22 protein-coding genes are annotated in these 20,903 nt (G+C 46.8%); 20 read left to right on the top strand and 2 right to left on the bottom strand.

Annotation, left to right across the window (positions count from 1 at the left end; genetic code table 11):
* The first annotated feature begins 10 nt into the window (after positions 1 to 10).
* From Q0418_RS05450 to Q0418_RS05425, 6 genes are read left to right on the top strand one after another with little or no spacing between them, the layout of a single operon-like run.
* Complete coding sequence (locus Q0418_RS05450) at positions 11 to 511, top strand: GtrA family protein (protein WP_298482976.1); 501 nt, start codon at positions 11 to 13, stop codon at positions 509 to 511.
* A gap of 25 nt (positions 512 to 536) precedes the next feature.
* A complete protein-coding gene (locus Q0418_RS05445; protein WP_298482974.1) occupies positions 537 to 2,129 on the top strand; it encodes an MBL fold metallo-hydrolase RNA specificity domain-containing protein in 1,593 nt (530 codons plus the stop codon).
* Positions 2,130 to 2,135: 6 nt separating this feature from the next.
* Positions 2,136 to 2,666: a nitroreductase family protein gene (locus Q0418_RS05440; protein ID WP_298482972.1), complete on the top strand. Its 531-nt coding sequence runs from the start codon at positions 2,136 to 2,138 to the stop codon at positions 2,664 to 2,666.
* A gap of 5 nt (positions 2,667 to 2,671) precedes the next feature.
* Positions 2,672 to 2,827: a hypothetical protein gene (locus Q0418_RS05435; RefSeq protein WP_298482970.1), complete on the top strand. Its 156-nt coding sequence runs from the start codon at positions 2,672 to 2,674 to the stop codon at positions 2,825 to 2,827.
* Between the two features lie 23 nt (positions 2,828 to 2,850).
* The gene (locus Q0418_RS05430; RefSeq protein WP_298482968.1) at positions 2,851 to 4,644 is read left to right on the top strand and encodes an ABC-F family ATP-binding cassette domain-containing protein; all 1,794 of its coding nucleotides are present in this window, start codon (positions 2,851 to 2,853) and stop codon (positions 4,642 to 4,644) included.
* Position 4,645: 1 nt separating this feature from the next.
* The gene (locus Q0418_RS05425; protein ID WP_298482966.1) at positions 4,646 to 4,840 is read left to right on the top strand and encodes a hypothetical protein; all 195 of its coding nucleotides are present in this window, start codon (positions 4,646 to 4,648) and stop codon (positions 4,838 to 4,840) included.
* Positions 4,841 to 5,072: 232 nt separating this feature from the next.
* Here the strand turns inward: Q0418_RS05425 and Q0418_RS05420 are convergent, their stop codons facing one another.
* Complete coding sequence (locus tag Q0418_RS05420) at positions 5,073 to 6,185, bottom strand: SLC13 family permease (RefSeq protein WP_298482964.1); 1,113 nt, start codon at positions 6,183 to 6,185, stop codon at positions 5,073 to 5,075.
* A gap of 135 nt (positions 6,186 to 6,320) precedes the next feature.
* On the opposite strand from Q0418_RS05420, the gene Q0418_RS05415 reads away from it, so the two are divergent.
* Together Q0418_RS05415 and Q0418_RS05410 are read left to right on the top strand one after the other, a co-directional pair.
* Positions 6,321 to 6,662, top strand: a complete 342-nt coding sequence (locus Q0418_RS05415; RefSeq protein ID WP_298482962.1) for a hypothetical protein — start codon at positions 6,321 to 6,323, stop codon at positions 6,660 to 6,662.
* Positions 6,659 to 9,064: a DUF4832 domain-containing protein gene (locus tag Q0418_RS05410; RefSeq protein WP_298482960.1), complete on the top strand. Its 2,406-nt coding sequence runs from the start codon at positions 6,659 to 6,661 to the stop codon at positions 9,062 to 9,064. The genes Q0418_RS05415 and Q0418_RS05410 overlap by 4 nt, the downstream gene beginning before the upstream one ends.
* Positions 9,065 to 9,297: 233 nt before the next feature.
* Here the strand turns inward: Q0418_RS05410 and Q0418_RS05405 are convergent, their stop codons facing one another.
* Positions 9,298 to 11,088, bottom strand: a complete 1,791-nt coding sequence (locus tag Q0418_RS05405; protein ID WP_298482958.1) for a glycosyl hydrolase — start codon at positions 11,086 to 11,088, stop codon at positions 9,298 to 9,300.
* A gap of 482 nt (positions 11,089 to 11,570) precedes the next feature.
* Here Q0418_RS05405 and Q0418_RS05400 point away from each other — a divergent pair, with 482 nt between their 5' ends.
* The 12 genes from Q0418_RS05400 (at position 11,571) to thiF (ending at position 20,829) form a co-directional block, all read left to right on the top strand.
* Complete coding sequence (locus Q0418_RS05400; protein ID WP_298482956.1) at positions 11,571 to 12,590, top strand: sulfate ABC transporter substrate-binding protein; 1,020 nt, start codon at positions 11,571 to 11,573, stop codon at positions 12,588 to 12,590.
* A gap of 9 nt (positions 12,591 to 12,599) precedes the next feature.
* Positions 12,600 to 13,433: a sulfate ABC transporter permease subunit CysT gene (gene cysT / locus Q0418_RS05395; RefSeq protein ID WP_298482953.1), complete on the top strand. Its 834-nt coding sequence runs from the start codon at positions 12,600 to 12,602 to the stop codon at positions 13,431 to 13,433.
* Between the two features lies 1 nt (position 13,434).
* Entirely contained in the window at positions 13,435 to 14,256 is an 822-nt protein-coding gene (cysW, locus tag Q0418_RS05390; RefSeq protein WP_298482952.1) for a sulfate ABC transporter permease subunit CysW, read from the top strand.
* On the top strand, positions 14,257 to 15,315 hold the full coding sequence (locus Q0418_RS05385; protein WP_298482950.1) for a sulfate/molybdate ABC transporter ATP-binding protein: 1,059 nt from the start codon (positions 14,257 to 14,259) through the stop codon (positions 15,313 to 15,315). It begins immediately after the preceding gene.
* A 40-nt stretch (positions 15,316 to 15,355) separates the two neighbouring features.
* Entirely contained in the window at positions 15,356 to 16,288 is a 933-nt protein-coding gene (gene cysK, locus Q0418_RS05380; RefSeq protein WP_298482948.1) for a cysteine synthase A, read from the top strand.
* Between the two features lie 158 nt (positions 16,289 to 16,446).
* Entirely contained in the window at positions 16,447 to 16,920 is a 474-nt protein-coding gene (locus tag Q0418_RS05375; protein WP_298482946.1) for an Rrf2 family transcriptional regulator, read from the top strand.
* A 215-nt stretch (positions 16,921 to 17,135) separates the two neighbouring features.
* Positions 17,136 to 18,374 carry an O-acetylhomoserine aminocarboxypropyltransferase/cysteine synthase family protein gene (locus Q0418_RS05370; protein ID WP_298482944.1) on the top strand — a complete coding sequence of 413 codons (1,239 nt, stop codon included), beginning with the start codon at positions 17,136 to 17,138 and terminating at the stop codon, positions 18,372 to 18,374.
* 1 nt (position 18,375) lies between these two features.
* The gene (locus Q0418_RS05365; RefSeq protein WP_298482942.1) at positions 18,376 to 19,236 is read left to right on the top strand and encodes a 4Fe-4S binding protein; all 861 of its coding nucleotides are present in this window, start codon (positions 18,376 to 18,378) and stop codon (positions 19,234 to 19,236) included.
* Positions 19,229 to 19,474: a sulfurtransferase TusA family protein gene (locus Q0418_RS05360; protein ID WP_298482940.1), complete on the top strand. Its 246-nt coding sequence runs from the start codon at positions 19,229 to 19,231 to the stop codon at positions 19,472 to 19,474. Before Q0418_RS05365 ends, Q0418_RS05360 begins: the two co-directional genes overlap by 8 nt.
* Complete coding sequence (locus tag Q0418_RS05355; RefSeq protein ID WP_298482938.1) at positions 19,475 to 19,792, top strand: co-chaperone YbbN; 318 nt, start codon at positions 19,475 to 19,477, stop codon at positions 19,790 to 19,792.
* An 18-nt stretch (positions 19,793 to 19,810) separates the two neighbouring features.
* Entirely contained in the window at positions 19,811 to 20,017 is a 207-nt protein-coding gene (gene thiS / locus Q0418_RS05350) for a sulfur carrier protein ThiS (protein ID WP_298482937.1), read from the top strand.
* The gene (thiF, locus tag Q0418_RS05345; RefSeq protein WP_298482935.1) at positions 20,017 to 20,829 is read left to right on the top strand and encodes a thiazole biosynthesis adenylyltransferase ThiF; all 813 of its coding nucleotides are present in this window, start codon (positions 20,017 to 20,019) and stop codon (positions 20,827 to 20,829) included. Before thiS ends, thiF begins: the two co-directional genes overlap by 1 nt.
* Positions 20,830 to 20,903 lie beyond the last annotated feature (74 nt).

Raw genomic sequence — 20,903 nt, 5'->3', positions numbered from 1 at the left:
AGGATCTTCTATGAAACAAAAGAATACATCACAAACCGGCAATTTTCAGGAACTGCTTGATATTCTGCGAAAGCGGCAATTCGGGCGGTTGTTTGCCGGAGATACTGAAAATACACTGATACAGTTTTTCCGCTATTGCTTTGTGGGCGGCGGGGCGACCATTATAGACTGGGGATTGTCAACACTGCTGTTTTTCCTGGTGTTTGATCAGCGGTTTGCTGTTCTGGCAAACGGACTCTCTTTCGTTGCTGGTCTGCTGGCGAACTACTTCCTCAGTACCTTCTGGATCTTCCATACGTCGAAAATGCAGTCCCGGCTGACAGAATTTCTGGCATTTGCTGCCATTGGCGTGGTGGGATTGCTTCTGACGCTAGGCATCACAAAGCTGTTTGAATGCACCCTGGCTGACATCACCAGCGCATATCAGATCATGGGCAAGGTGGTCTCTGCCGTTGTGGCATTCCTCTGGAATTTCTTTGCACGGAAATATCTGCTCTTCAGTAAAAAATGATTCCCCATGGAAAGGAGTGATCCCTATGAAAATGACTTTTATTGGCGCAACCCATGAAGTCACTGGCAGCTGTACCTACCTGGAAGTCTGCGGCAGACGTATTCTGGTGGACTTCGGCATGGAACAGGGGAGAGATACCTATGAAAATGTCAAGATCCCCTGTGCACCGGGAAATATTGACTATGTTCTGCTGACCCATGCCCACATTGACCACTCCGGTCTTTTGCCTCTGCTCTATGCCGGAGGGTTTTCCGGCGAGGTCCATGCGACTGCTGCCACAGTGTCCCTCTGTGAGATCATGCTTCGGGATAGTGCACATATCCAGGAATTCGAGGCGGAGTGGCGCAACCGCAAGGCAATGCGCAAGGGTGGTGAACCCTATGTTCCGCTGTATACCATGAAAGAGGCATTGGGTGCGCTGGAATTATTCGTTTCCCATCGGTATGACGAACGGTTCACGCTGTTTCCGGGGATGGAGGTTCGGTTTGTGGATGCAGGGCATCTTCTGGGTTCCTCCAGCATTGAAATTTGGCTTACGGAAAACGGCGTAACCAAGAAACTGGTTTTTTCCGGTGATATCGGTAATCTCAATCAGCCGCTGATCCGCGATCCCCAGGTACCCCAGGAAGCGGATTATGTGATCATGGAATCCACCTATGGAAACCGGCTTCACGAAAAGCCCAAGGGATATCTGCCTGGGCTGGTGCAGGTGCTGCGGGATACCTTTTCCAGAGGCGGCAGCGTCATTATCCCTTCCTTTGCCGTAGGTCGTACGCAGGAAATGCTCTATTATTTCAAGCAGATCAAAGATGAAAATCTGCTGCCGGAATACGGAGATTTCCCCATTTATATGGACAGTCCTCTGGCAATTGAAGCAACAGAGATCTTTATGCGCAACAAGGAAAGCTGCTTCGACGAAGAAGCGCTAGCTTATGTACAGCGTGGAGAAAATCCTATCGGTGTTTCCGGGCTGATTCCGGCAGTGACGAGCGATGCTTCCAAGGCAATCAATGCGGATAAACGTCCTAAGGTCATTCTCTCTGCCAGTGGCATGTGCGAAGCCGGACGCATCAAGCATCATCTCAAGCACAATCTCTGGAAGCCGGAAAATACGATCTTATTTGTTGGCTATCAGGCAGAAGGCTCTCTGGGCAGACGTATTGTGGAAGGCGCAAAAACTGTGACATTGTTCGGCGAGACCGTGCAAGTGAGCGCACAGATCGTCCAACTCCAGGGCATGAGCGGGCATGCAGACCAGAAGGGACTGCTTTCCTGGGTCAATGCCATTCACGGTGTGCAAAAGGTATTCGTTATCCATGGCGCAGCAGAATCTGCGGATGCGCTCCGGGATAAGCTCTGGCTGGATTATGGGCTGGATGCCTATGCACCTTACAGCGGTGCGGAATTTGATATCGCATCGGGCAAGATCATTCTGGATGCCCAGCCTGTTCCCATTGCGCAAAAGCCTCGGCGCAGCGCAATGACCTATGACCGTCTGACACAGACACTCAACCGGCTGACTGCATTGGTGCAAAACAGCCGGGGGCTTTCCAATAAGGAACTGGCAAAAATGGCAGATCAGCTGGGCGAACTTTGCTCCAAATGGGAAAGAAGGTAATGAAACATGTACGAAAAAAATGCAGTGCTGCACGCACTCTGCACCCGGCGGAGTGTTCGCAGCTATGACAGTACCAAACCAGTGGAACGGGAAAAGCTGGGGAGGATTCTCACAGCAGGACAATATGCCCCCACTGGACGGAACCGCATGTCAACAAAATTTGTGGTCGTACAAGAACCGGAACTGCTGCACAAGCTTTCTAAAATGAACGCAGCGATTCTGGGGACGGAAAGCGATCCATTTTATGGTGCACCTGTGGCTGTGGCAGTGCTGGCGGATTCCACTGCATCGACATGGGTGGAGGACGGTAGTCTTGCCATTGGTGCCATGATGAATGCGGCATATGCATTGGGATTGGGCAGCTGCTGGATTCACCGGGCGCGGCAGATCTTCGACAGCGAAGAAGGAAAAGCACTTTTGCAGCAGTGGCATATTTCAGATGAATACCGGGGTGTGGGATTCTGCATTCTGGGCTATGGAATCGGCACACTGCCTGAGCCTGCCCCTAGAAAAAATGACCAGATATACTGGAATTGACCGGAATGGCGGAAGAGTTGTTTGGAAAACAACAGAAATTGATTTCCGCTGCTCCTGAGCTTGACATTTTATTCTTATTGTTGTATACTCTAAAAGGCATATCAGAGCGAAAACCTGATATGCCTTTGTTGCATGATAAAATATATACCGATACGGTGTAAGCGTTTCGATAAAGGAGCATCCCATGATACTACTCACAGCGCAGAATATCTCTAAAACCTATATGGAACGTAAGGTTCTGGATCATGTTTCATTCTTTCTGAATGAAGGGGATAAGGTCGGAATCATCGGTACAAATGGAACAGGAAAATCCACTTTTCTGAAAATTCTTGCCGGAGCAGAAACATCCGACAGCGGAGAAATCATCCGCACAAACGGTGTGAGGATCTCCTATCTGCCTCAGATACCGGAATTTGAAGACCACGGCAGCGTGCTGGAACAAGTTATGCTGCATCTGCCGGATGATTTGAAAGAAGCTAAGGAATTTGAGGCAAAATCCATTCTCGGTAAGCTCGGCATCACGGACTACACCAGAGAGATCTGCACCTTGTCCGGTGGTGAGAAGAGACGTGCCGGTATTGCCGCTGCACTCATCCAGCCCAGCGATATACTGCTGCTGGACGAACCCACCAACCACATTGACAACGAAACGGTACAGCTGCTGGAAGAACAGCTGAAAAAATACCGCGGTGCTATCGTTATGGTTACGCACGACCGCTATTTTCTGAACAGCATCACTCGTAAGAGCGTGGAAGTTGACAATGGAAAGATCTACGAATATGAAGGTAATTATAGTCTCTATCTGGAGCAAAAAGCCCAGCGGGAAGCAGATGCAGAAGCGAAAGAACGCAAAAACCGTACGCTATATCGTCAGGAACTGGAATGGATTCGGCGAGGCGTTCGTGCTCGGGGCACAAAATCCAAAGACAGGATCGAACGGTTTCATGCGCTGGAAAACCGGGAAAAACTGGTGGAAAAAGAACAGCTGCAATTGCAGTCTGTTTCCTCCAGACTCGGAAAAAAGACCATCGAACTCGAAATGCTTTCCAAATCCATTGACGGAAAAACCCTGCTCCGGGACTTTTCCTATATCCTTCCAAGAGATGCCAGGATCGGTATTGTGGGACAGAACGGTGCAGGGAAGTCTACGCTGATCCGCATGATTGCAGGAGAACTCCAGCCCGACAACGGAACCATTACAATGGGAGATACCGTAAAAATCGGCTATTTCTCACAGGAATGCGAAAGCATGGATCCGACCCAGCGGGTCATTGATTATATCCGGGAAACCGCCGACCGCATACGGACACCAGACGGTACTGTGACGGCAGCACAAATGCTGGAACGTTTCCTTTTTACGCCCGAACTGCAGTGGAATCGGATTGAAAAACTGTCCGGCGGAGAGCGAAAAAGATTGTATCTCTTAAAAGTACTGATGACGGAGCCTAACATTCTTCTACTTGATGAGCCGACAAACGACCTGGACATTACCACGCTGACCATTCTGGAAGATTATCTCAGCCATTTCAGCGGTGCTGTGATTGCGATTTCCCACGACAGATACTTTCTGGATAAAATGGCGTCGGAGATCTGGGAATTGCAAGGCAACGGCACAGTCAATCGATACAACGGCAATTATAGTGACTATGTGGAGAAAGCCCTGCAAAACGTAGATACGGAAGATAAACCAAAGAAACAGACCGAAAAGAAGGAACGTGTTTTTACCGGTAAGAAGAAATTGAAATTTTCTTTCAAAGAGCAGCGAGAATATGAAACCATCGACGATGACATTGCCCGGCTTGAACAACAGTTGGCAGATACTGAAGCCGAAATTTCCAATTGTTCTTCGGATTATGTAAAGCTTCAGGAACTCTCAGAACAGAAAGATCGTCTGGAACAGCAGCTTGCCGAAAAGATGGACAGATGGGTATACCTCAATGACCTTGCAGAACGGATCGCAAATGGGGAGTTAGTTTGATATGCAATATAGAATTCTAAAAATTGACGAGGACGACTACGGCTGCGAAGGCGTGCCGGAAGGGCAGGGACCCATGTGCAGTGTTCTGATACAGGATGCAGATGGGACGGAACACTGGATAAAGCTCTCGGATGCCTATCTCACAGAGAATCATCTGGATGAAGGTGACACAACAGAACTTTCTCTTTTGGAATAAGGACACTAAGGCAACACCGTACAAAGAGCATCTAGCGGCTTTGCACGTCATATGCTTGCATCTTTTTCGTCATATTTCATAAAAATGCTCGTGAATACACAAAGTATTCACTGCGCTTTTTGTTTCATCTGACTACGCATCTAACGTGCAATCTTTGTGCAGTATTGCCCTAAAAAAATTCACAGTGGAAATCATGTCCCACTGTGAATTTTTTTGTCAATCGGGCATAGTTTTACAAAATTCCCACCCATGCAAGAAGCAGAAGCAGCGCAAGCATTCCGAAGTTGACCGTGGAAAAGGTGAGTAAGTATCTTTTGGCATTTGCATGTGGTGAAACCCTGTAAAACTGGAAGGAGATCAGGCTTGCAAGAGAGGCGATGACGGTTCCTAGTCCACCCAGATTGATGCCGAGAAGCAGTTCTGTTCCATGTTCCGTAAAGCCAGATAGCATTACAGCGGCAGGAACGTTGCTGATTCCCTGGGACAGAAGAGCAGAGACCAGTATTTCTCTGCCTGCCAGAATTCGCGAAAGAAAATCCCTTACCACGTCGATTCTTGCGATATTTCCCACAAAGACAAAGAAACACACAAAGGTTCCCAGAAGTGCATAGTCTGCTTTGCGGAAAAGTCCTCTGTCCAGCGCCAAAGGAAGCGCTATTGCTGTGATCAGACAGCACCAGTCCGGTATAATGCGGAAAACAGTCAGCAGACACAGAAGAAACAAAGCGCCATATGCGGTGCAGTGCAATTTTGCAATGGGTTTTCTCTCTGCTGGGGGTGCAGTACACGGTGTCTTTGGCAGAAGCAGACCCAGCAATACAAGACAAATCAAACTGATGACCCCGGCAGGAAGCATGGTGCGGAAAAAATCCGTTACAGTCAGGTGATACATATCGTATAAATAAAGATTCTGAGGATTTCCGAAAGGCGTTACCATACTGCCGAGATTGGCAGCCGCGGTTTCCAGTACGATGGTCAGGATCCGGCTTTTTTCATCTGCGATCTGGTTGTATAAAAGTAGCGTCAGCGGTATAAAAGTCAGCAACGCTACATCGTTTGTCACAAACATGGATGAAAAAAAGCAAATCAACGTCAGGATCCATCCCAGTTTTCGAATTGTTCCTGCACGTTTCAGCAGCATGTCTGTCACGGTTTCAAATACACCAATACTGCGAAAGCCTGCCACTGCTATCATCAGACAAAACAATTGGATCAATACGGTGTAATTACAGTAGGACAAGTAACTGCGATCCGGCGGTACAAACAGCATTGTGAGAATTGCCGCCAGAAAAGAAATCAGCAGTACAGGCTGTGCCTTGCAGAATGTTTGGATTTTTGCAGTCAAAGTGCCGATCATCTCCTTTGTATACAATACATTTCGAACGTATTCACAAAATAATTGCCGAAACAATGTTTGTTCGGATTTATGTGAACATGCTATAGTATAGCACAAATCAATCGAAAATGAAAGAGGGCATTTGTGAATCTCATACTAATCTCTGACCAAACCCATGAAAATCTTCACCGCCATCCACTCGCTGCTCGTCGTCAAACGCCCTTGCCAGGCGACAGCCTGCCTGCGGACGTTTTCCTTGATCAGCGAATGCCTGTCGGCGAATCTTTTCATGGAACTGATCAGAGATTAGTATCAAAAATTATTTTGGATTGCGATGCAGTCCCTGAGATACAGTTGATTTTTCTGATATCGTATGATATAATTAAGGCAACACCGCACAAAGAGCACCTGACGGCTTTGCACGGTATCACCTACATATGGCACTTTCAGATGCACCTCATTCTTTTTACAGGAGGTATTGTATGAAATATAAAATGACAGCAATGATGGTTTCTGCTGCTCTTTCCTTAAATCTTCTGGGCTTTTTTCCTGCCCATGCAGAAGAAGCGACCCAACTTGTAGATTCTGGAATCAATTATACAGAAACTGTTGAAACGATTTCCAACCCTGGAGCCGGGTATACCAGTACCATTTGGTATACCTGTAAACCTGGAGATACGCCCGTCTATAACCCTACGGGGAATCTTGTTTTAATGTTTGTAGATATCGGCGCATTTTCCAGTGGATCAAACGGTGTAACAGCAGATGATGGAACCTATACGGAGGGAACGGACATTCCGCTGGATGATGCGTTTTTTACAAATATCAGAAAAACGCTGGACAATTGCAGAAAAAACGGATGCACAGCTGCCCTGCGGTTCCGATACGATGATACGGGAAAACAAAATCCCGAGCCGTCAACTTTTGAATTTATGATGTCCCATATACAACAGATAAAAGAGAATGGCTTTCTTTCGGAGTATCAGGATATCATTGCATTTGTAGAGTCGGGATTTGTCGGTGCATGGGGTGAACAATGGGGCGGAAAATATACAACTGTAGAAGACAAGGCGAAGGTTCTGGATGCCATGCTGGACTGTGTTCCTTCGCCCATTCCGGTTACTGTCCGGACACCGGATATCTTTGCAAAATGGGCGGGAATTGAGAGAAGTGAACTTGTCAATTATACACCGGAGCCAGGCAGTGAGGCATCTCGTGTTGGAATGTATGATGATGGTTATATGGGATCGGATATTGACCTGGGAACATATTCCGACAGAGAAGCGGAAACCACCTGGCTCAGCCGCCAGACACTGACTTCCTACTTCGGCGGTGAGTTTTCGGGCAACATAGAATTTGCGAAAAAGTATGATACGTATCTGCCGAAAAACGCCATACCGGAAATGTATAAAACCCATCTGAGTTACATCAATTCCAATATTTTTACGCTGTATCAGGATTATATCTTCGGTACAGAATATGATGTCCCCGGTGCAGACAACAGTGCATATTATGGTCAGACCGTTTTTCAGTTCATTCGGGATCATCTGGGATATCGGTTTGTTCTTCGTGATTCAGATCTGAGCGCTGAAGTCAAACAAGGTGAAAGTCTGGAATTGAACTTTGCTGTAGAAAATACTGGATTTGCGAACCCCATCATGCCGGAAAAGGCAGAGATCTTGTTGGAAAAAGACGGGAACTATATCAAAACGGAAGCGGAGATTGATACCTCAAAATGGTATTCTTGTACAACGTCAGAAAACGATTTACAGTTGAAACTGCCGGGAGGACTTGAAACGGGAAACTGGAACGTTTATCTGAAACTTTCTGTGGGGAATAATACCCTGGATCAGATGGGGATGCGTTCTGTACACTTTGCAAATCAGAATGTCTGGAACGCCTCTCTTGGCGCCAATTATCTCGGTACATTTTGTGTTACAGAAAATGAGGATACTGCGGAACTGACTAATGGTACTTTTTATCAAAGCAATACCGATGCACCGATCTCTGTATCCAACGGTGAAATGCACACGGTAAATGGGCTGGTTTCTTCGGAAAGCATTTCGGATGCGTATCTGGTGAAAGAAGCAGAGGACAAGAAACTCTATCTGTCCAATGATGAAAACTATTTTTATATCACTGCCATAATTCCGCAAAATGCATCTTCTCCCGTATACAACCTGCAAATCAAACCGAAAACATCTGATAAAACGTATTGGCTTTATTATCAAAGCAATGGCTTTGTCTATTTTAACAATGGGACGCCGGTGGGATGTACATATATACATGATGGGGATATGGTACAATTCCGGGTTCCGCTGGGTGAACTTATGGAAGTTTACCCCAAGACAACGCTTTCTTCTGTACGTGTTTCCATTCAGGATGAAGCAGATTCATGGAAAAATGTGGGCGAAATAAAGTCAGATGAATATACAGTAACAGAATATTTCAGCGTATATTCCGGAAAACAGAAAGTATACCTGAATTCCGGCGATACTGTGACACTGCAGCCGCTGACATATGCAGAAAATTTAAAATACCAATGGCTGTTTAACAATGAACCTATTGACGGTGCAGTCCATGGGAATTATACAGTTACGGCGAAATCTCCCGGAACCTATAGTGTGCAGATGACAACTGAAATGGGAACGATCCGGGCAGTAGATATTTTTGAAGTTGTGGATGTATTCGAGTCGGTGATCCGGGGAGATATCAATCTGGATGGGACATTTTCCATTGCAGATATTGTTCTGATGCAGGGCTATTTGCTGTGTCTTGCAGAAATCGATCAGCAGCAGTTCCAGCGTGCAGATGTGAATGCAGATGCCCAGTTGAACGCATTTGATTTTGTTTTGATGAGACAAATGCTGATTGGAAAAGTCTTTTAACGAAGCGAACAAGGGTATAATTGCGGAAAATGCAATTGTACCCTTTTGTTGTTATATTTCATACGAATCTCTGATCAGTTCCATGAAAAGATTCGCCGACAGGCATTCGCTGATCAAGGAAAACGTCCGCAGGCAGGCTGTCGCCTGGCAAGGGCGTTTGACGACGAGCAGCGAGTGGATGGCGGTGAAGATTTTCATGGGTTTGGTCAGAGATTAGTATCACATGATACAGTTCAGAGATTCCGCATCGCTGACCTCAGTTTAGATAGATCCATTCCGTTTACTAGCTTATCTTGCTTTACATCTGCTGCATTCGCTTGCCTTTTTGTCAATGCGGTCTCTCCAAGCAGATACTTTTGCAGCAGCACAACATCAGCCAGTGTGACAGTGCCATCCAGATTTACATCGCCGGGAATGGTATCCTCAGGATTTTCCGGCGTTTCGTTTGCCATAGGATATTCCTTCAGATTCGGCAATTCATCCAGGGTGATGCAGTACTCACTGTTGTAGATCTCTTTCAGATTATCCGCTGGATTGTTCTGTTCGCTGGTCAGATAGTTCATATACCACGGGCAGAAATAAAGCCAGGATGCCTTGTCTTTCAGCAAATTCTCCAGGGACGGAATGGTGTCATTCTCTGTCATAGCCACCATCTTTTCACCGTCTGTGCTCTGCACCAGGCTGTAGAATGTGGATGAGATAGAACTCAGATTGGGCAGACCATCCACGGCATTGTACTTGTCGTAGCCCACAATGTCCACTACATCGTCACCGGGATACCAATCCGGAGAAGTGGCATAGGTATAGCTGTTCCATACCCAGATCAGGTTATCCAGACCATAGACATTTGTCAGCTGGTCATAGAGCAGGCGATAGAGCTGCTTGCATGGTTCAGCACCTTCTGCACCCCACCAGAACCAGCCGCCTTCTGCTTCGTGCAACGGTCTCCAGAGGATCGGCACATCTGCCTCTTTCAGCTTGGTGAGTTGCTTTGCGATTTCAGCAATATCCGCCATGAGCACCTCATGCTCCCATGTACCTTCCTCCAACGCTCTGGAAATGCTGAACGTCGTATAATTTGCACTTGCAGACTCCACATAGAAATTGCAATCCGTGCTGCCTTCTTCAGAGGGAACGCTCCAGTGCCAAACGACAGTTGCGATACCGCCGTATTCGTTGACCCACTGAATGGTACGCTCTGCCGCATTGTCATCCCATGTGGCATTGGAACGATAATTCAGAAAGTCAATGCCCCGGATGGCACACATTTTTCCTGTGGTCTCCATCAGGTAGTCGAATTCCTGTTCATTGTCCTTGATATAGTTGTCAGGATCAGCATAAAGGTTGTAGTTATGGGAGCCGCAGTATTCCTGTTGTCCGGAAATGATGTGATTGCCGTACTGGTCACAGAGATAGTTGTACAGACGCTTTGTGGAATCCGAGGCATTGGGATTGGAAAGCTGCCGGGTAGGGGAAAGGGTGGTCAGACTTTCATCTGCCGGCTGGATGGTGAGATAGTCAAACATGGTATAGCCCCAGTATGCCTTCAGTTCAATGGTATTCACACCCTCGTCCAGCATTACAACACCGCCGGAAGTCTCCTCAAAAGTCAGATTGTGGGCAAAGCTCACTTCACCTTGATTGACGCCGTTGATATTCAGATATTGCACCTTTTTGTTGGGGTCATATGGTTCACAGTAACAGATCGTCAGTTCATACAGTCCGGCTTCTTCTACTGTAACATCCACGCTGACTGTCGTCCCTTTCTGATCCAGATAGGAAAAACCACCGCCGGAGGCGTTTGTCAGATCATAATCCTCACCGCTGCCGTCTTCTTCAGTATTCCCGGTCCATGTCTCATGATAGATCGTTCCGCCGCTGGTCTTTCCATCCTCAAACTCATATTTGACTGCTTCTGTACTGGATTCAGCCATAACAACAGGAACAGAAGTACACGTTCCGGATATCATCAGCGCTGTTGCCAGCAATACACTGACGGATTTACAATATATTCTCCGCTTCAAAAGAATCCCTCCATTTGTCAAATTATTTTTCAGAGCACAGCCGCTAGGCGCTCTTTGTGCGGTGCCACCTTTATAATATACTATCATTATAACACATCCATATGCTCATTTCAAATGACAATATCAACAATAGATGCCGCTGAATTTTGTAACTTTTTCATTGATACAGCGATTCGTCCGGTGCAGATATATCCCAGCCAAAAGATAAATTGTGCATATTGCACATTATCCACCAGGGATTATACCTGATTTTATCAGCTTGACAAAATTCCGCCAAGCCTATTGACAAAGTAGGTTTTTTGGTGTATTATAACATCACACAAAGCACATCAAAATAGTATGAATTGCGGAAGAGAAGGAGGTCTGTGATAATGCAATTGTTGTATGTCGCAGCCGGAGGAATCAGGCGATGTTATACTTTATCTCATTCAGAATCATGGCATAAACAATAAAATCCATATTGAAAGAAAGAGGTAAAGGCTATGAAAATCAATAAATTTTTTGGAGTTGCATTGGCAGCAGTTTTGACGGTATCGGCTTTCACAGGCTGCGGAAATCAGGCAGAAAGCGGTGACAAGGTCACCATTACAAATGTATCTTACGACCCGACGAGAGAGTTATACAGTGCATACAACGAGATCTTTGCAGAGCACTGGAAAGAAAAGACCGGTCAGGATGTGGAAGTCACACAATCTCACGGCGGTTCCGGAAAGCAGGCACTGGAGGTTGCAAACGGACTGGAAGCTGATGTCGTGACTCTGGCACTGGAGTATGATGTCAAGGCGATACAGGACGCAGGTCTGATCGAAGATGGCTGGGTCGATGAGTTTGACAAGGACAGTTCGCCCTACACTTCCACCATTGTATTTCTGGTCAGAAAGGGCAATCCGAAGAACATTCAGGACTGGGATGATCTGGTACAGGACGGCGTAGGCGTAATTACACCGAACCCGAAAACTTCCGGCGGTGCAAGATGGAACTACCTGGCTGCCTGGGCATATGCAGATGAGCTGTACAACGGCGATGAAGCACAGATCAAGGATTTCATCAAGAAGCTCTATCAGAATGTTCTGGTACTGGATTCCGGCGCAAGAGGTGCTACTACCACATTTGTGGAAAACGGTCAGGGCGATGTACTGATCGCATGGGAAAACGAAGCTTATCTGTCTGTTCAGGACGCACCGGATGACTATGAGATCATCACACCGAGTATCAGCATTCTGGCACAGCCTTCCGTTGCTGTCGTAGATTCCGTGGTAGACGAAAGAGGTACCAGAGAAGTTGCTACAGAATATCTGCAATATCTCTATTCTGACGAGGCGCAGAGAATTGCCGGCGACAACTATTATCGTCCGTCCAATGAGACAATTCTTCAGGAATATGCCGATGTATTCAATCTGGATATCAATCTTGTTACCATTGATGACTTTGGCGGATGGGATGAAGCTCAGTCCAAACACTTTGCGGACGGCGGCGTATTTGATGAAATTTACGAGGAATAAGGAGTACATATGAAAAAGGCAAAGAAAAGGGTAATTCCTGGTTTTGGCATATCCATGGGCGTAACCATTTCCATTCTGAGTGTCGTGGTGCTGATTCCACTGGCGTCCCTGGTGGTATTTACTGCACAAATGGATTTCAAAGAGATCATTCAGACCATCACACGTGATCGTGTCCTGGCAAGCTTTCGTGTCAGCTTTCTGACTGCATTTATTGCCTCTGTCATCAATGCAGTGATGGGTGTGATCTTGGCGTGGGTACTGGTACGCTATCAGTTTCCCTTGAAGCGTCTGCTGGATGGCATGATCGAGCTGCCCTTTGCTTTGCCGACAGCTGTAGCAGGTATTGCGCTGACTTCACTGACAACCAACAACGGACTGATCGGCAGCGTTTTTGCAAAGTTCGGCATTCAGATCGCCTACACCCGGATTGGTATTACAGTGGCACTTGTGTTCATTGGCATTCCCTTTGTGGTGCGTTCTGTCCAGCCTGTTCTGGAAAAACTGGATTCCACCTATGAAGAAGCAGCCGGTGTTCTTGGGGCAAGCCGTACCAAGATATTCTGGAAAGTAATTTTTCCGGAGATTCTGCCGGCAGTCCTGACGGGTTTCGGTCTCGCTTTCGGACGATGCATCGGCGAATATGGCAGTGTTGTATTCATCGCCGGAAATCAGCCCTATGAAACAGAGATCACACCGCTGATCATTATGTCGGAATTGCAGGAATATGACTACGCCAGCGCAACTGCCATTGCTCTTGTTATGCTGATCGCTGCTTTTCTGATCCTGTTTCTCACCAACCTGATCCAATCCAGAAGTGCGAAAATACTCAAAGGAGGTGCCTGAAATGCATGAGGAAACAATTGGTTCCAAAATTGTAAAATGGAGTCTGATCGGCGTCAGTATCCTATTTATCGTTCTGATGCTGCTGCTCCCGTTGATCACCGTCATTTCAGAGGCACTGCGGAGCGGCTGGAACACCTACATCACTGCTGTCACAGACGAATACACCATCAAGGCATTGCTGCTGACCATTGAAGCCACTGTATGCGCTGTGCTGATCAATACGATTTTCGGCGTTTTTGCTGCCTGGACAGTAACGAAATTCCGCTTCAAGGGGAAAAAACTTCTGACTACCCTAATTGATGTCCCGGTCACAGTTTCGCCGATCATTGCCGGTCTGATCTTCGTACTGACTTTCGGCAGACAGAGTTTTCTCTATCCCTACTTGGAGGCACTGGATATCAAGATCGTGTTTGCCGTGCCCGGCATTGTCCTTGCGACCATCTTTGTTACATTCCCGTTTATTTCCCGGGAATTGATCCCGGTTCTGGAAGCGCAGGGAACAGACGAAGAAGAAGCTGCCGCTCTGATGGGCGCAAAGGGACTGACGATTTTCCGGAAAGTCACATTTCCCCATATCAAATGGGCATTTCTCTATGGCGTTGTGCTCTGCGCAGCGAGAGCCATGGGCGAATTCGGCGCAGTATCCGTTCTGTCAGGACACCTGAGAGGAAAAACCAATACACTTCCGCTGCATGTGGAGATCTTGTTTAACGAATTTAAGTATGTTCCTGCCTTTGCAGTTTCTTCGATTCTGGTAATGATGGCAATTCTCATACTGATTATTCGAAGCATTGTAGAATACAGAGGAAAGAAGGATACTTAAATGTATGTGGAATTAAAGAATATCAACAAGCACTTTGGTGATTACAAGGCATCGGACAATGTGAGCTTTGGCATCGAAAAGGGAAAGCTCATCGGTCTGCTGGGGCCCAGCGGAAGCGGTAAAACCACCATCCTGCGTATGATCGCCGGACTGGAACATCCGGACAGCGGAGAGATCATCATTGACGGCAAGGTCGTGAATGATATTCCTGCCAGCAAGAGAGGCATCGGATTTGTCTTTCAGAATTATGCGCTGTTCCGCTATATGACCGTGTATGACAATATTGCATTCGGCTTAAAAGTACAGAAAGCGGAGAAAAAGGCTATCGACAAGCGTGTAAAGGAACTGATCGAGCTGATCGGACTGAAAGGGCTGGAAAAACGATATCCCAGCCAGCTTTCCGGCGGACAGCGGCAGAGAGTCGCCTTTGCCCGTGCGTTGGCACCCAATCCCCAACTGCTGCTTTTGGATGAACCCTTTGCGGCAATTGATGCAAAAGTACGTCAGGAACTGCGCAGCTGGCTGAAAGATATGATCGAAAAACTCGGTGTCACCAGTATTTTCGTTACCCATGACCAGGATGAAGCCATTGAAGTGGCAGATGAAATCATCATCACCAACAAGGGACGTATCGAACAGATGGGAACACCTCTTGCGGTTTATCAGAATCCTCAGACAGCTTTCACAGCCGGATTTTTCGGGCAGACTTCTGTGGTAAAGGACTATCAGAAATTCCACACATTTGAGGCAGTGGAAAATGTGGATAAGGCGATCGTCCGTCCCGAATTTGTGAAGATCACAAAGAAGAATGAAGTGCAGAAGTACAGAAGCTCTGCATCAGATGGCGTTGTGGAACGTGTTTCATTCCGGGGCGATAAAATTGAACTCAGCGTACGTGTCAATGATACGCTTCTGATTGCAAAGCGTGATCTGGAAGAGCCGAGTATTGCAGTAGGGGAGAAGGTCGATGTTTTTCTCTACAGACTCTTTGTCACAGTGGGAGAAAAATCCTATCTGCTGGAGAATCAGTCCTTGCAGGAAGATTTCGTGGTTATTTAAACCGTTTGCAATATCTGTTTTTATATAGGAGGATATCACCATGGCAAATATCTATAAGGGCACCATTGAACTGATTGGTAACACCCCGCTGGTCGAAGTGATCAATATTGAGAAGAATCAGGGCTTGGAGGCAACAGTTCTCGTCAAGCTGGAATATCTGAACCCGGCTGGAAGCGTCAAGGATCGGATCGCAAAATCCATGCTGGAGGATGCAGAACAGAAAGGTCTGCTCCATGCCGGCTCTGTCATCATCGAACCGACTTCTGGAAATACCGGAATCGGGCTTGCTGCAATTGCAGCAGCAAAGGGCTATCGTGTCATTCTCACCATGCCGGAAACCATGAGCGTAGAACGGAGAAATATCCTGAAAGCTTATGGTGCAGAAATCGTGCTGACAGATGGCGTAAAGGGTATGACTGGTGCCATTGCAAAGGCTCATGAGCTTGCAGAGGAGATCCCGGACAGTTTCATTCCGGGACAGTTCGAAAATCCGGCAAATCCAGAAACCCACCGCAAGACCACAGGCCCTGAGATCTGGAAAGATACAGACGGAAAAGTGGATTATTTCGTAGCCGGTGTGGGAACCGGTGGCACCATTAGCAGCACCGGCGAATATCTGAAATCCCAGAATCCCAATGTACAGATCGTGGCAGTAGAACCAGAGGGTTCCCCGATCTTGTCAGGCGGAAAGCCCGGACCCCATAAGATCCAGGGTATCGGTGCCGGGTTCGTGCCCAAGACACTAAACACGGATATCTATGATGAAATTGTAAAAGTGAAAAATGAGGACGCTTTTGAAACAGCAAAACTGATTGCGAAACAGGAAGGGGTGCTGGTAGGAATTTCTTCCGGTGCTGCCCTGTATGCAGCGCTGGAGCTTGCAAAACGACCGGAAAACAAAGGAAAGACCATTGTGGCACTCCTGCCGGACAGCGGGGACAGGTACTATTCAACCACACTTTTCTCGGAATGAGTGAATGAAAGGGGAACCCACGTATGAATCAGAAAGTCAGAGACACTGTCATAAACCTTGTGATTATCGGTGCCATTCTTCTCTTTGAAGCTGTACGCATTGTATGGATCGGATATTGAGCCAGCCTGCTTTAGCGTAATTGCAACCGTGAAAGAAATATGAATGTGAAAGGAGACTGCCATATCAAAGTTTCAACAAAAGTCGAATGCGGCATTATTGCATTGATCGATATTGCACTATATTCTGAAAATGGAAAGCCTGTTGCCGTGAGCGGCATCTCCAGCCGCCAGAATATTTCTATGAAATATCTGGAACAGATCCTGGTTGCCCTGCGGCAGGCAAATCTGATCCGCAGTCTGAAAGGTTTCAAAGGCGGTTATGTTATGGCAAGACCGGCAGATCAGATCACATTTCAGGAGATTCTGGATGCGCTTGATGTGACGATCCTGGGGAATGTCAACTTTTACGACACAGATCAGGATCCTATCCTCAAGAATATACTCAATGACTGCTTGTGGGATCAGATGACATCCTATCTGCGGAATTTTTCCAACAGCATCACGCTTGCTGAGATCATAGAGAAATATCGTGAATCCCTTTCAGATGCAGAAGAACCCATGTACTATATTTAAGGCAATAAAAGCTATTTAAGGCAATAAAAGCTGCATTCCTTGTCAAAAAATATGGGTATTTTTACTTTATTTATGTGTGACTCTGAAAAAAGAGCACTGGAATTCCTATCAGACTTTATAATCTTACAATGTTTATAAAACCTATTGACTTGATAGGATAAATATGATATAATAAGGATGTTACAGAACGAATCAATACGAAAGTCGGTGATACTATGCAGTTTAATACCGCATTGCTGCATCAAAATTTCAGCGGTGACGAATGTACCGGCTCAACACTGACCCCAATCTATCAGGTCAGTGCCTTTGCACACGAATCCGCAGAGCAGCTGGAAAAAGTATTCAATAACAAAGCGCCTGGCTTCGCCTACACCAGGATCAGCAATCCAACCGTGGATGCCTTTGAAAAAAGGATCGCTGCAATGGAAAAGGGAATCGGCGCAGTTGCCTGTGCATCGGGAATGTCCGCAGTTGCCATGTCTCTTTTGAACATTCTGGAAGCAGGGGACGAGATCATTGCCGGTTCGGGATTATTCGGCGGTACCATTGACTTGTTTGAAGATCTCAAAGCTTTTGGCATTACGACACGTTTTGTGGAGAGTGTAACAGCAGAAGCCATCGAGCCGCTTCTCAATGAAAAGACCAAAGTTGTTTTCACAGAACTGATCGGCAATCCGAAGCTGGACGTTGTGGATTTAAAAGCGGTTTCTCAGTTGGTTCACAGTCACGGCATTCCCTTGATTATTGACAGCACGACTGCAACGCCTTATCTCATCCACCCTTTTGATTATGGTGCAGATGTGGTAGTGCACTCTTCTTCCAAGTACATTAACGGCGGCGGAAATGCCATCAGTGGCGTGATCGTTGACAGCGGCAATTTCCAGTGGAATGCAGAACGTTACAGAGGCTTTGAGTCATACCGGAAATACGGAAAGTTTGCATATCTCGCCAAACTGCGAAACGGCATCTGGCGGAATTTCGGCGGATGTCTGTCGCCTATGAATGCTTTTCTGAATACAGTCGGTCTGGAAACCCTTGGACTTCGCATGGAACGGCTCTGTGACAATGCGTTACACCTTGCAGAATTTCTGGAAAGCGTTGAGGGCTTTACAGTGAATTATCCGGCTTTGAAAACGAATCCCTATTACGAATTGGTGCAGAAGCAATTCGGCGGAAAGGGCGGTGCCATCCTGACACTGCGTGCCGGCAGCAAGGAAAAAGCTTTCCGGCTTATCAACAGTCTGCAATATGCCACAAACGCAACCAATATTGGTGATACTAGAACCCTTGTCATTCACCCGGCAAGTACGATTTATACACACAGTTCAGAGGAACAAAAACAAAATGCAGGTGTATATGACGATACCATCCGCATCAGCATTGGCATTGAAGATATTGCAGATCTGATCGAGGATTTTTCCCAGGCGATCGATAAAATCAAGGAGGCTAACTGATATGGCAGTAGATTACGCAACATTAAAAAAAGGCGGCTTCATGCGTCAGAAGCAGAAAAATCATTTTTCCCTGCGGCTTCGTGTCGTGGGTGGCAATCTCACAGCAGTACAGCTTGCAAAAATTGCAGAAGTAGCTGAAAAGTTCGGTGATGGTCATGTGCATCTGACTTCCCGTCAGAGCGTGGAGATCCCCTTTATCAAACTGGAACAGATCGACGAAGTAAAAGCAGCATTGCAGGAAGGCGGCGTTGAACCGGGTGTATGCGGGCCGAGAGTCCGCACCGTAACTGCCTGTCAGGGCGAAGCGATCTGTCCCAGCGGATGTATTGATACCTTTACCCTGGCAAAGGAACTGGATGAACGGTATTTTGCAAGAGAGCTTCCTCACAAATTCAAGTTCGGCATCACTGGATGTCAGAACAACTGCCTGAAAGCAGAGGAAAATGACCTTGGCATCAAGGGCGGCATTCAGGTGAAATGGAGAGAAAGCGACTGTATCCAGTGCGGTGTCTGTGAAAAGGCATGTCGAAGCGGTGCTATCACCATTTCCGACGGCACCATTTCTGTGAATGAAGAAAAGTGCAACTACTGCGGACGCTGCGTAAAAGCATGTCCCACGGAGGCATGGGATACCGTTCATGGTTACATTGTATCCTTTGGCGGCTTGTTTGGCAATTCCATCTACAAAGGCGAACCGATCATTCCGTTCATTGCAGACAAGGAAAAGCTTCTGAAGGTCTGTGATGCAGCTGTTCAGTTCTTTGAAGAAAACGCCAATGCAGGCGAGCGTTTCCGGTTTACCATAGACCGTGTAGGAGCAGAAAAATTCGTAGAGAAAATCATGGAGGCATACAATGGCTGAATTTCAGATCGATGATACCGTAGATATTACAGATGTGGTTTGCCCGGTCACCTTTGTCAAGGCAAAGGTTGCACTGGAGGAACTTGACGATGGGCAGATCCTGTCCATTCGTCTGAATGACGGCGAACCGGTACAGAATGTACCCCGGAGCATCAAAGAAGAAGGACATCAGGTTCTCAAGCTTCTTAAAAATGAGGATGGAACTTATCAATTGATCGTAAAAAAGGTCGGTGATTAAATGGCGATCCGTGTCAATGGAGAGAACTTCCCGGAGGAAGTTCTGAAAGCAGACGGCATCGTGCTGGCAGACTTTTATTCTGACAGTTGCGTGCCCTGTAAGAGAATGTCACCGCTTCTGGCAGAAGTGGAAGAAGCTTATCCCGAGGGATTCAAGCTTGTGAAAATCAATATCAATTTTGACGGCGCACTTGCCGAGCAGTACGAGGTACAAGCGGCTCCTACGCTGATCTTCTTCAAAAACGGCGAAGAGCAGGCACGTCTCAGAGGTGCCGTAAAAAAATCTGAGATCACAGAGATGATCGATTCATTACGATAACAAAGAGGAGAAATGATGATGAATATTACAGTTGCAGGTGTAAAAAAGGAAGTTGCAGACGGCTTGACCATTGCACAGCTGATCGTGGACGAAAAGGTAGAGACTCCCCAGTACGTAACAGTGACCATCAACGATGAATTCGTAGAGAGCGGCACATTCGAGAGCACTGTACTGAAAGATGGCGATACAGTAGAATTTCTTTACTTCATGGGAGGCGGTCAGTAATGGCATTTACAAACGAACAAATCGAGCGCTATTCTCGCCACATCATTTTGAAAGAAGTTGGCGTAAAGGGACAAAAAAAGCTGCTCAATGCAAAAGTCCTGATCATTGGCGCAGGCGGTCTGGGTGCTCCGGCTGCTATGTATCTTGCAGCCGCTGGTGTTGGAACCATCGGCATTGCAGATGCAGATGAAGTTGATCTTTCCAATCTGCAGAGACAAATCATTCATGCCACCAAGGATGTAGGCAAGGCGAAGGTACAGTCTGCCAAGGAAACCATGGAGGCGATGAACCCGGATGTTAAAGTGAATACATACCGTACATTTGTCACCAGCGAAAATATCATGGATCTGATTAAGGATTATGATTTCATTATTGACGGAACCGATAATTTCCCGGCAAAGTTTTTGATTAACGATGCCTGTGTTATGGCGAAAAAGCCCTTCTCTCACGCCGGTATTATCCGCTTCCAGGGACAACTGATGACATATGTACCCGGAGAAGGTCCGTGCTATCGCTGCGTCTTCAAGGATCCGCCTCCGAAGGATGCTGTACCTACCTGTAAGCAGGCAGGTGTCATCGGCGCCATGGGCGGTGTCATCGGCAGTCTGCAGGCAATGGAGGCTGTCAAGTATATTATCGGCGTCGGCGATCTGCTGACCGGATATCTGCTGACCTATGACGCACTGAAAATGGAATTCCGGAAGGTAAAGCTTCCGGCACATACGGAAAACTGCCCGGTATGCGGAACTAACCCGACCATTACAGAGCTGATTGATTATGAACAGGCAGAATGCGATGGTGTTGGACTATGATTAAACTGAGCAAAACTGATTCCTTAATCCGCAGACTTGAAATCCTGCCACTTTTCAAAACCACAGAAATATGG

The sequence above is a fragment of the uncultured Ruminococcus sp. genome, from assembly GCF_937915125.1.
In the GTDB taxonomy this organism is placed as follows: Bacteria; Bacillota; Clostridia; order Oscillospirales; family Ruminococcaceae; genus Ruminococcus_C.
The sequence above is the reverse complement of the archived record's forward strand: the minus strand, read 5'-3'. Positions and strand labels throughout refer to the sequence as shown.

Excerpts from the sequence above, each read along its gene's own strand:
- Q0418_RS05440 (WP_298482972.1), top strand. The coding sequence starts at position 2,136 with ATGTACGAAAAAAATGCAGTGCTGCACGCACTCTGCACCCGGCGGAGT.
- cysK (WP_298482948.1), top strand. The coding sequence starts at position 15,356 with ATGGCAAATATCTATAAGGGCACCATTGAACTGATTGGTAACACCCCG.
- Q0418_RS05410 (WP_298482960.1), top strand. The coding sequence starts at position 6,659 with ATGAAATATAAAATGACAGCAATGATGGTTTCTGCTGCTCTTTCCTTA.
- Q0418_RS05430 (WP_298482968.1), top strand. The coding sequence starts at position 2,851 with ATGATACTACTCACAGCGCAGAATATCTCTAAAACCTATATGGAACGT.
- Q0418_RS05425 (WP_298482966.1), top strand. The coding sequence starts at position 4,646 with ATGCAATATAGAATTCTAAAAATTGACGAGGACGACTACGGCTGCGAA.
- cysT (WP_298482953.1), top strand. The coding sequence starts at position 12,600 with ATGAAAAAGGCAAAGAAAAGGGTAATTCCTGGTTTTGGCATATCCATG.
- Q0418_RS05445 (WP_298482974.1), top strand. The coding sequence starts at position 537 with ATGAAAATGACTTTTATTGGCGCAACCCATGAAGTCACTGGCAGCTGT.
- Q0418_RS05360 (WP_298482940.1), top strand. The coding sequence starts at position 19,229 with ATGGCTGAATTTCAGATCGATGATACCGTAGATATTACAGATGTGGTT.
- cysW (WP_298482952.1), top strand. The coding sequence starts at position 13,435 with ATGCATGAGGAAACAATTGGTTCCAAAATTGTAAAATGGAGTCTGATC.
- Q0418_RS05370 (WP_298482944.1), top strand. The coding sequence starts at position 17,136 with ATGCAGTTTAATACCGCATTGCTGCATCAAAATTTCAGCGGTGACGAA.
- thiS (WP_298482937.1), top strand. The coding sequence starts at position 19,811 with ATGAATATTACAGTTGCAGGTGTAAAAAAGGAAGTTGCAGACGGCTTG.
- Q0418_RS05355 (WP_298482938.1), top strand. The coding sequence starts at position 19,475 with ATGGCGATCCGTGTCAATGGAGAGAACTTCCCGGAGGAAGTTCTGAAA.
- Q0418_RS05375 (WP_298482946.1), top strand. The coding sequence starts at position 16,447 with ATGAATGTGAAAGGAGACTGCCATATCAAAGTTTCAACAAAAGTCGAA.
- thiF (WP_298482935.1), top strand. The coding sequence starts at position 20,017 with ATGGCATTTACAAACGAACAAATCGAGCGCTATTCTCGCCACATCATT.
- Q0418_RS05450 (WP_298482976.1), top strand. The coding sequence starts at position 11 with ATGAAACAAAAGAATACATCACAAACCGGCAATTTTCAGGAACTGCTT.
- Q0418_RS05385 (WP_298482950.1), top strand. The coding sequence starts at position 14,257 with ATGTATGTGGAATTAAAGAATATCAACAAGCACTTTGGTGATTACAAG.
- Q0418_RS05400 (WP_298482956.1), top strand. The coding sequence starts at position 11,571 with ATGAAAATCAATAAATTTTTTGGAGTTGCATTGGCAGCAGTTTTGACG.
- Q0418_RS05365 (WP_298482942.1), top strand. The coding sequence starts at position 18,376 with ATGGCAGTAGATTACGCAACATTAAAAAAAGGCGGCTTCATGCGTCAG.
- Q0418_RS05435 (WP_298482970.1), top strand. The coding sequence starts at position 2,672 with ATGGCGGAAGAGTTGTTTGGAAAACAACAGAAATTGATTTCCGCTGCT.